Genomic DNA, 8,643 nt, shown 5'->3' on the forward strand with positions numbered 1-8,643 from the left:
GTGCGTAAGGGGGTCCAGGGGTGAAGGACCACTTACGCGTACGACGCGCCGGGCCCGGTGACCCGGCCCGCCCGCTCGCCGCCGGTCGTCCTGGGCGTAGCCCTGGCCCCGGTGCCGGCCCTGGGCCCGGGCCTCAGCCGAAGTGCGCGGCGAGGATCACGACGTCCTCGCTGGAGCCGGGCCGGTCGAGGCCGTCCGGCAGCACCGTGCGCAGCACGTGGTCGGCGACGGCCGCCGGGTCCTCGCGCGCGGCCCGGGGCACGGCCGCGGCGGCAGCGTGGAGCCGGGCGAAGGCGCGATCCATCGGGTCGCCCGTGCGGCGCAGCAGGCCGTCGGTGTAGAGGATCACGGTCTCCCCGGGTGCGGGGCTGAACTCCACGCTCGGGGCTTCCCAGCACGCGAGCATGCCGAGCGGGGCGGAGAGCGTGGTCTCGACGAACTCGGCCCGCCGGTCGCCGATCACCAGCGGCGGGGTGTGCCCGGCACTGGCCAGGACGACCTTGCGCAGGGCGGGTTCGCAGTAGGCGAAGAGCGCGGTGGCGGTCCGCGCGGGTTCGGTCAGCCGCAGCAGCAGCTCCAGATCGGAGAGTACGGCGACGGGGTCCTCGCCCTCCATGACGGCGTACGCCCGCAGGCTGGCGCGCAGCCGGCCCATCGCGGCCATCGCGCTGGGCCCGGACCCGCCCACGGAACCGACGGCGAGGCCGAGCGCCTGGTCGGGCAGCGGAAGCGCGTCGTACCAGTCGCCGCCTCCGCCGGGCCCGGTCCGGTGACGCGCGGCCAGGCGCACGCCGGGGATGCGGGGGAGGCGGCTGGGGAGCAGTTCCTCGGCGACGGTCGCGACGTCCGCGCGGGCCCGCTCCAGCTCGGTCAGGCGCGCCAGGTGCTCGGTGGCGTACCGGGCGTACAGCCCGACGAGGTGGCGCTGCTTCTCCGAGGGCTCCGCCGGCTCGTCGTAGAACCAGACGGCGGCGCCGAGCCGTCCGACCGCCTCCGAGGCGAGCGGCAGGGCGTAGCTGGCGGCGTAGCCGAGCCGGGCGGCGACCTCGCGGTGGCGCGGGTCCAGGTCCTCGTCGCCGAACAGGTCGGGGCTGGTGACGCCGTCCCCGGCGGTCGGCAGCCCGTCGAGGATGCGTCCGTAGGAGGTGGCGCCGCGCGGCACGGTCTCGATGTGGCCCAGCTCGGCGCGGGCGAGTCCGAGGCCGACGGTGGTGGACGGGCCGTCGCGTCCGTCCGCCGGTTCCAGGAGGAGGAGGCCGCGGCGGGCGCCGACGAGCGCGGCTCCGGCGCTCAGCAGCTCGTCCAGGGCGGCGTCGAGGGTGCTGGTGCCGGCGAGCCGTTCGGTGAGTTCGTGCAGGGTCGTGAGGTCCGAGACCCAGCCCGCGAGCCGGTCCTGGATGAAGGCGCCGGGCGCCGCCGGGACCTGGTGCAGAGGGGTGGCAGTGTGCGTCGAAACCGGAACGGTGGGATCGATTCCAGCCACTTTCGGCAGGTGTGGGGCGCTCATGGCAGCCAGCTTTCCGACCGGTGTGATTCGTCGAATAGCATCGCAAACCCCCATGTGATTCTGCGCCACTATCAATGCATCCACATGTACACGTACACGTCACCATATGTCCAGCATTGTCCTCGTGGGGTTCGGTGGATTCCCGCTGCCTCGACCCGGGTTAACTTGGCCGAAAAATGCACTCCGAGGGAGCCGATGACGATCGACTGGCACCGTTCCACAAGCCGGTGCCCCCGGGGGTGAATCCCAGGGGAGCGTCATTCCGGGCATGCTGGGTACGTAATCGATGACGCGCGGGGGCAGTTGTGATCGCCCAGGAACCCGGCGGCACGCCCGTACGTCCTAACCCGTGACGGCTGCGAGCCCGGCCCGAGCGACCGGATGCGCACCAGGGACGGCGGTCGCGGGCGTACACCAGCCCCGCCCCGGTGACCGGCTCCGGCACGACGCGGTTCGCACCAGCTCGGTCAGTTCGACCCCGTTCAGCTCGACCCGTTCGGTTCGGCACGGCTCCGCCCGGTCGACTCCGCTCGGCTCCACCCCAGATCGGCTTCACCTCAGATCGGTTCCACTCGGACCGGTTCCACTCGGCTCGGCACGGCTCACGCTCGGTACCGAAGGCTCGCCCGTACCGCAGAACTGATGGGCACGTACGCACAGCGAAGAGATACGCATGTGGTGTCACACACCCGTGGTGTCATGTGGACTCGGCGTTCAACGGAAAGGAACGAGCGCTCATGCGCGAGATCCTCGGAAGGCGACGCAGGCTCCGGCTCCGGCGCAAGGAGGCGGCGGCCCGGCTCGACGCCGCCCTGACCTGCGCCACCGTATGGCAGTGGCCCGTGCTCCCCGGAGCAGGGATGACGCCGGACGGCCCGCGCGACGAGCGCGGACCGCGCTGCGCCTGCCTCGACCCCGACTGCGCCGTACCCGGCGCACACCCCTTCGATCCCGGCCTTCTCGCGGCCACCACCGACGAGCGCATGGTGCGCTGGTGGTGGACCAGCCGGCCCGCCGCACCCGTGATGCTGGCGACGGGCGGCTGTGCGCCCTGCGCGGTGAGCCTGCCGGCCGTGGCCGCCGCGCGGGCGCTCACCGTGCTCGACGGCCGGGGCATGCGGCTGGGGCCCGTCGTGGCGACGCCCACGCGGTGGTCGCTGCTGGTCGCCCCGTACTCGCTGGAGCGGCTGGGCGAAATGCTGCACGCCAAGGACTGGGTGCCCAGCTCGCTGCGGTTCCACGGGGAGGGCGGCTACCTGGTGCTGCCGCCGTCCGACACGGGCGCGGGACAGGTGCGCTGGGAACGGCCACCCGCCTCGGCCCCCTCCTCCGGCGCGGCCCCGGCCGGCGGACCGGCGTTCACCGCCCGGCGGGCTTCGGGGAGCGCTGCCCCGACGGCGGCTCCCTGGCTCCCGGACGTCGAGGCGGTCCTGGACGCACTGGTCGACGCGAGCACCAGCGCACCCGACGGCGGAAGCCGGCTCGCGTACTGACGGCGGGTGAGACCGGGCCCGCCGACGCCGCCCACCGGTGAGCGGGCCCGGCTTCACCGCCTCCGTATCGCTCATCCGCACCGCGCGCGTCCGCGGATATCGGGGCGCTTGGCGCGGTGCCAGGAAGCACTGCGGGAGACGAGAGGCGGGACCGACGCGACGCGGGACCTGTGTCCGCAGGCGACCGTCGGGACGCGAGCCGTGAGTCATGCGGCGCGGCTCGCGACGATGCGGCCGTCGCCGGCCCGGTCGCAGCCGGAAATGAGGACGCCCGATCGCTGGCGACGGGGGATGCACCAGCGACCGGGCTTTTAGAACCGTAACAAGAGATCTGCCGTTCGCAAATTCGATCTCGCCTGCGAGGACGCCGATTTACTTGCGGGTACGGGCAGTTGTGACGCGGGTCACCGAGCCGGCCGAGAACGTCGTCACGTTCAGCTCAGTGTCACCTGACGGTTGGTGAGGCCACCGCGGGCGCGCCGCTCCTCGGCGGTGAGCGGCACGTCGGACGCGAGGGCGGTCGCCAGCCGTTCGGCGAACGCGACGGCGGGCTTCTCGCAGGCCTCCGCGCCCATCGAACTCGGCAGGTCCCAGACCGGGACCACGAGCCCGTGCGCCCGGAACGAGCCGACCAGCCGGGTGTCCTCGCCGAGCGACGAAGTGCCCGCGGCGTGCAGCCGGGCGAGCGCGTCGAGCAGCTGCTCCTCGGGGTGCCGCATGACCCAGCGCAGGTGGTTCTTCTCCGGGGTCTCGCACCAGTAGGCGGCGTCGACGCCGGACAGCAGCGTGGTCGGGATGGCGGCGGCGTTGGCCCGCTCCAGCGAGGCCGACACCTCGGGGTCGGCGTGGTCGGCGTCCGGCACCCAGAACTCGAATCCCGTGTGGACGACCGGCTCGAAGGCGGCGTCCGGGTCGAGCAGGTCCTGGAGCCGCGGACCGTCGGCCGGCACGCGGCGGGCGGTGACCGGGGAGCCGGGCTCGGCCTCCAGGGCGCGCTGGAGGGTGTCCGCCAGGTCGCGGCTGAGGTCGCCGGAAGAGGTGTCGTTCTGCAGGGCGAGCAGCACCGAACCGTCGTCCCGGCGCAGGGCCGGCCACGCCATCGGCAGGACCGTCGCGAGCGTCACCGACGGAACGCCCTCCGGCAGTCCGCCCTTCAGCGTCAGCTCGACCGTGGCGGCGGGCACCAGTTCGCGCAGCGCGACCCAGTCGCTCTCCCCGGCGAGACCTTCGAAGGGACGGTGGACGAGCTCGGTCACGGCCTGGGCGGCGGCGCGTCCGTGACACGCCTTGTAACGACGGCCCGAACCGCACGGGCAGGGCTCACGGGCCCCGACGACCGGGATCTCACCGTCCTTGAGCTGCTGCTTCCCGGCCTTGGTCTGAGGGCGCTTCTTGGCCATGGTGGGCATTCTCCCGATTGCGACTGTGCGGACTCGGCGCGAGCCTAGCCGCCCGGGGGAACGCCGGGGCACACACCGGCGGGTGGGCTCCAGGAACCCGGGTCGTACGGAGGGCCGGCTCGGCTCGTACGGGAGGCCGGCCCGGGTCGTACGGGAGGCCGGCCCGGGTCGTACCGGGGGCCGGCTCGGGTCGTAGGGGAGGTCAGCTGACGTCGTCGAGCACGTCCGAGAAGTCCAGCCCTTCGAAACCGGTGAGCCGTCCGATCTCGTCGAGCCCGCTCTCGCGCCGGCGGTTCCCGGCGAGCTTGCTTCCTGCGGGGCAGCCGCCGTCCGGCTCGCTCCCGCCGGGGCCGGGCTGCTTCGTCGGGGAGACCAGGGCCCAGACGGTGACCTCGCCGGAGGAGTCGTCCCGTACGCCCCATTCCTGGGCCAGGGCGCCGATGATGGTGAGCCCCCGGCCGCCGCGGGCCGTCACCGAGGGCGTGGACGGTACGGGGCGGGTCGGCCCGCCGCCGTCGGTGACCTCCACGGTCAGGCCGCCGCCCGGCTCCACGCGCCACCCGGCGAGGACGTCGCCCTCACCGACGTCCGTGTGCCGTCCCAGCGGCCTGCCGTGACGGTAGGCGTTGCTGAGGAGTTCGGAAAGGATGAGAACAGCGTCGTCGACGACCGCGTCCGACACCCCGTTGCCGCGCAGCTGCTCGCGCATCCGGTGCCGTGCCTGTCCCACGCCGGCAGGCCCATGAGGAACGGCCATGCTCGACGACGTAGGCACCTCTTGTGCCACCACGAACGCCACCCCCGAGACCTCCTTTGCCCGATGCCACGGGTTGGATGCCCCACTGAGCTGCACCGGAAACCGGCGGAAGTGCTGTCGGTGACGCACTCGTGACGATCGGATGTCCACCGAATGCGCCGGAGTACACCCCGTCACGGTGTCACGGTTCGCTCGTTGCGTACTAAATGCGCCCGAGCTGGGACAGGACCTGCTTCGGGCGGTTGGTGATGATCGCGTCGACGCCCAGCTCGGCGCAGAGTTCGACGTCGGCCGGTTCGTTCACGGTCCACACGTGCACACGGTGGCCCGCTCGGTGCAGCCGTTCGATGTATCCGGGGTGGCTGCGCACGATCCGCATCCCCGGTCCGGCGATCCGCGCGCCGGCGGGCAGCCGCCCGTCCCGCAGCCGGGGCGACACGAACTGCATCAGGTAGACCGTCGGCAGCGTCGGCGCGGCGATCTGGACGCGGTGCAGGGACCGGGCGGAGAAGCTCATGACGCGGATGGGCGAGGGGCCGTCGGCCGGCGGATCGGCCAGGCCGAAGCGCTTCAGCAGGTGCAGGAGCCGTTCCTCGACCTGTCCGGCCCAACGGGTGGGATGCTTCGTCTCGATCGCCAGTTGCAGCGGACGGCCGCCGGCCCGTACCTCGGTGAACAGCTCCAGCAGCCGCTCCAGCGTGAGTACGGAGGTGAGCTCGCCGGGCACCGGATCCCAGTCGGGCGACTCCTCGCGGTCCTTCCAGGATCCGAAGTCCAGGGCGGCGAGATCGGACAGCTCCAGCGCCGAGACGGCCCCGCGGCCGTTCGACGTACGGTTGACGCGGCGGTCGTGCACGCAGACGAGATGGCCGTCCGCGGTCAGCCGGACATCGCACTCCAGGGCGTCGGCGCCGTCCTCGATGGCCTTGCGGTAGGCGGCCAGGGTGTGTTCGGGGGCCTCGTCGGAGGCGCCGCGATGGGCGATGACCTGGATCGAGGCGTGCGGGCTGTGCTGGCGTGCTTGGGTCACCCGCGTCATGGTGTCACCGTGACGGGGGTAGGCGGGCACATGTCACGCTGAAGGTCCATTTTGTCTGATGTAAAGATTGGTGTGCGGATGCACAGGTCCTGCTTACAGTGGCCCGACGTGCTGTGGGAAAAGCTGACCGCAGACACGTGCACAGCGGATCTCTTGCCGAATGCCGAGTGGAACCGAGGAGTAAAGAGCTGTGAGCACCGAGAACGAGGGCAACGAGGGCAAAGCGGTACCGTCCGTTCCGTCCGTACCTCCCGTGCCGGCCGCCACTCCCGATCAGACCCCTGACGGAGTCACGCCTCCGCCCCCGCCGAGCCAGGGCGCCGCGCACGACGAACCCCCGCACGCCCCTGGCGCGCACCCTGCCACTCCGGCGCACGCCGAAGCGCCGCGCCACGACCCGACACATCAGGGCGCACCGGCGCACGCCTCCGCCGGTCACTCGGCGGCCCCGCAGCCGCCCCAGCACGCCCCGTACGGCGCGCCGCCCCAGCCTCCCGCGGGCGCGGCCTCCTGGCCCCCGCCGCCGCCCGCCGTCCCCTCCTACTCCTACGACGACGGCGGCGCGCGCTACGCGGCCGGGGGCGGTGGCGGCGGCGGTCCGGTCTGGGGCGCTCCGGTTCCGCCCGGCTCCGAGTCGCCGCGCGGCAAGCGCCGCGGCGGAGGGCTGGTCGCGGCCGTCGCCGTGGCGGCTCTCGTCGCCGGCGGCATCGGCGGCGCGCTCGGCTTCTGGGCCGCCGACCGCAACGACGACGGGTCCACGGGCTCGACCACGGTCGCGGCGTCGGACACTCCGAGGGACCTCAAGCGCCCCGCCGGCACCGTCGCCGGGGTCGCGGCGAAGGCCCTCCCCAGCGTGGTCACCATCGACGCGCAGGGCGGCGACGGCGAGGGCGGCACGGGCACCGGCTTCGTGTACGACAAGGAAGGCCACATCCTCACGAACAACCACGTGGTGGCCTCGGCCGCCGACTCCGGCGAACTGTCGGCGACCTTCTCCAACGGCAAGAAGTACGCCGCCGAGGTGGTCGGCCGTGCCCAGGGGTACGACGTCGCCGTGCTGAAGCTGAAGAATCCGCCCCCGGGCCTCGCCCCGCTCCCCCTCGGCAACTCCGAGGGCGTAGCGGTCGGTGACTCGACCATCGCGATCGGGGCGCCGTTCGGCCTGTCCAACACGGTCACCACGGGCATCATCAGCGCCAAGAACCGCCCGGTGGCCTCGGGGGACGGTTCGAGCAACAAGAACTCGTACATGAGCGCCCTGCAGACGGACGCCTCGATCAACCCGGGCAACTCCGGCGGCCCGCTGCTGGACGCGACCGGCGCGGTCATCGGCATCAACTCGGCGATCCAGTCGACCGGCGGCGGCCTCGGCCAGTCGCAGGCGGGCTCCATCGGCCTCGGCTTCGCGATCCCGGTCAACCAGGCCAAGAACGTGGCCGAGCAGCTGATCAAGACGGGCAAGCCGGTCTACCCGGTGATCGGCGCGACGGTCTCGATGGAGGAGAAGACGGGCGGCGCGGCGATCTCCTCGCAGGGCACGGGCGGCACCCCGGCCATCACCCCGAACGGCCCGGCCGCACAGGCCGGCCTGAAGGGGGGCGACGTCATCACGAAGTTCGACGACTCCGTGATCGACAGCGGACCGACCCTGATCGGCGAGATCTGGACCCACAAGCCGGGCGACAAGGTGACCCTCACGTACGAGCGCGACGGCAAGACGGCACAGGCCGAAGTAACCCTGGGCCAGCGCGAAGGCGACAGCTGACCGGCTAGGCTGTCCCACGCGTCGACCCGGCCCCACGCGGACCGGACGGCCCACCGGCCACCACGGCCCGGGGACCGCCGACGCGGGGTGGGTTGCCCGAGCGGCCTAAGGGAACGGTCTTGAAAACCGTCGTGGCAGCGATGTCACCGTGGGTTCAAATCCCACACCCACCGCAGCAGGTCAGAGAAGTACCTGATCAGAAGGGGTGCCCCTCCAACGGGGCACCCCTTCTGTATTGGGTCTGTCTCAACGTAGTTCACGTCTGTCCCGCCTTCGATCGGCTTGTGTGGACCATCCGTGGACCAGCCGATCCGCCGGCTATCGAGGAGCGTGGGGCGGCTATGGGGCGGCAAGTCCCTGACAGCCTCCCGCGACCTGGTCCACGCGGTCGCGCGCTGAGCCTCAACTCCCACTTGTAGCGGGCAAGGGCGCGGATACGTCGTCTTGTGACTCAGGGGCAACCAGGGTTAGAAAACTTCGAAGGGCAAACGCCCTGGCCGCCTGTGACCACTGGGCTACGCTGTAGATATGGGGCGAAGCTATAGGGAAGCGACGATCAAGTTGCTGTTCGGTACAGCAACGCACTGCGCTTATCCAGGATGCGCGAAGCCACTGATCTTCAAGGATCGCGGCCTATACACGCCCACCGCGCAGATCGCTCACATTAGTGTCCTGAGTCTTT

General features: G+C 72.0%; 6 protein-coding genes and 1 tRNA gene. 3 read left to right on the plus strand and 4 right to left on the minus strand.

Features of this window, described 5'->3' with window-relative positions; translation table 11 throughout:
* Positions 1–133: 133 nt before the first annotated feature.
* Complete coding sequence (locus EES43_RS14760) at positions 134–1,507, minus strand: PP2C family protein-serine/threonine phosphatase (protein WP_124269166.1); 1,374 nt, start codon at positions 1,505–1,507, stop codon at positions 134–136.
* A gap of 737 nt (positions 1,508–2,244) precedes the next feature.
* Between EES43_RS14760 and EES43_RS14765 the strand changes: the two genes are divergently transcribed.
* Positions 2,245–3,000, plus strand: a complete 756-nt coding sequence (locus tag EES43_RS14765) for a bifunctional DNA primase/polymerase (protein WP_124269167.1) — start codon at positions 2,245–2,247, stop codon at positions 2,998–3,000.
* A 434-nt stretch (positions 3,001–3,434) separates the two neighbouring features.
* Here the strand turns inward: EES43_RS14765 and EES43_RS14770 are convergent, their stop codons facing one another.
* The 3 genes from EES43_RS14770 to EES43_RS14780 all read right to left on the minus strand — a co-directional run bounded on the left by EES43_RS14770 (position 3,435) and on the right by EES43_RS14780 (position 6,196).
* Positions 3,435–4,400 carry a DUF5926 family protein gene (locus EES43_RS14770; protein WP_124269168.1) on the minus strand — a complete coding sequence of 322 codons (966 nt, stop codon included), beginning with the start codon at positions 4,398–4,400 and terminating at the stop codon, positions 3,435–3,437.
* A gap of 202 nt (positions 4,401–4,602) precedes the next feature.
* Positions 4,603–5,286: an ATP-binding protein gene (locus tag EES43_RS14775; protein ID WP_124269169.1), complete on the minus strand. Its 684-nt coding sequence runs from the start codon at positions 5,284–5,286 to the stop codon at positions 4,603–4,605.
* Positions 5,287–5,359: 73 nt separating this feature from the next.
* Complete coding sequence (locus tag EES43_RS14780) at positions 5,360–6,196, minus strand: glycerophosphodiester phosphodiesterase (protein WP_206430054.1); 837 nt, start codon at positions 6,194–6,196, stop codon at positions 5,360–5,362.
* A gap of 190 nt (positions 6,197–6,386) precedes the next feature.
* Here EES43_RS14780 and EES43_RS14785 point away from each other — a divergent pair, with 190 nt between their 5' ends.
* On the plus strand, positions 6,387–7,961 hold the full coding sequence (locus EES43_RS14785) for a S1C family serine protease (protein WP_124269171.1): 1,575 nt from the start codon (positions 6,387–6,389) through the stop codon (positions 7,959–7,961).
* An 86-nt stretch (positions 7,962–8,047) separates the two neighbouring features.
* Positions 8,048–8,134 (plus strand) — tRNA-Ser (locus EES43_RS14790).
* Positions 8,135–8,643 lie beyond the last annotated feature (509 nt).

Source organism: Streptomyces sp. ADI96-02 (genome assembly GCF_003846185.1).
Taxonomy (GTDB): domain Bacteria; phylum Actinomycetota; class Actinomycetes; order Streptomycetales; family Streptomycetaceae; genus Streptomyces.

Coding starts and splice junctions, on each gene's coding strand:
- EES43_RS14770 (WP_124269168.1), bottom strand. CDS start 4,400: ATGGCCAAGAAGCGCCCTCAGACCAAGGCCGGGAAGCAGCAGCTCAAG.
- EES43_RS14780 (WP_206430054.1), bottom strand. CDS start 6,196: ATGACGCGGGTGACCCAAGCACGCCAGCACAGCCCGCACGCCTCGATC.
- EES43_RS14765 (WP_124269167.1), top strand. CDS start 2,245: ATGCGCGAGATCCTCGGAAGGCGACGCAGGCTCCGGCTCCGGCGCAAG.
- EES43_RS14760 (WP_124269166.1), bottom strand. CDS start 1,507: ATGAGCGCCCCACACCTGCCGAAAGTGGCTGGAATCGATCCCACCGTT.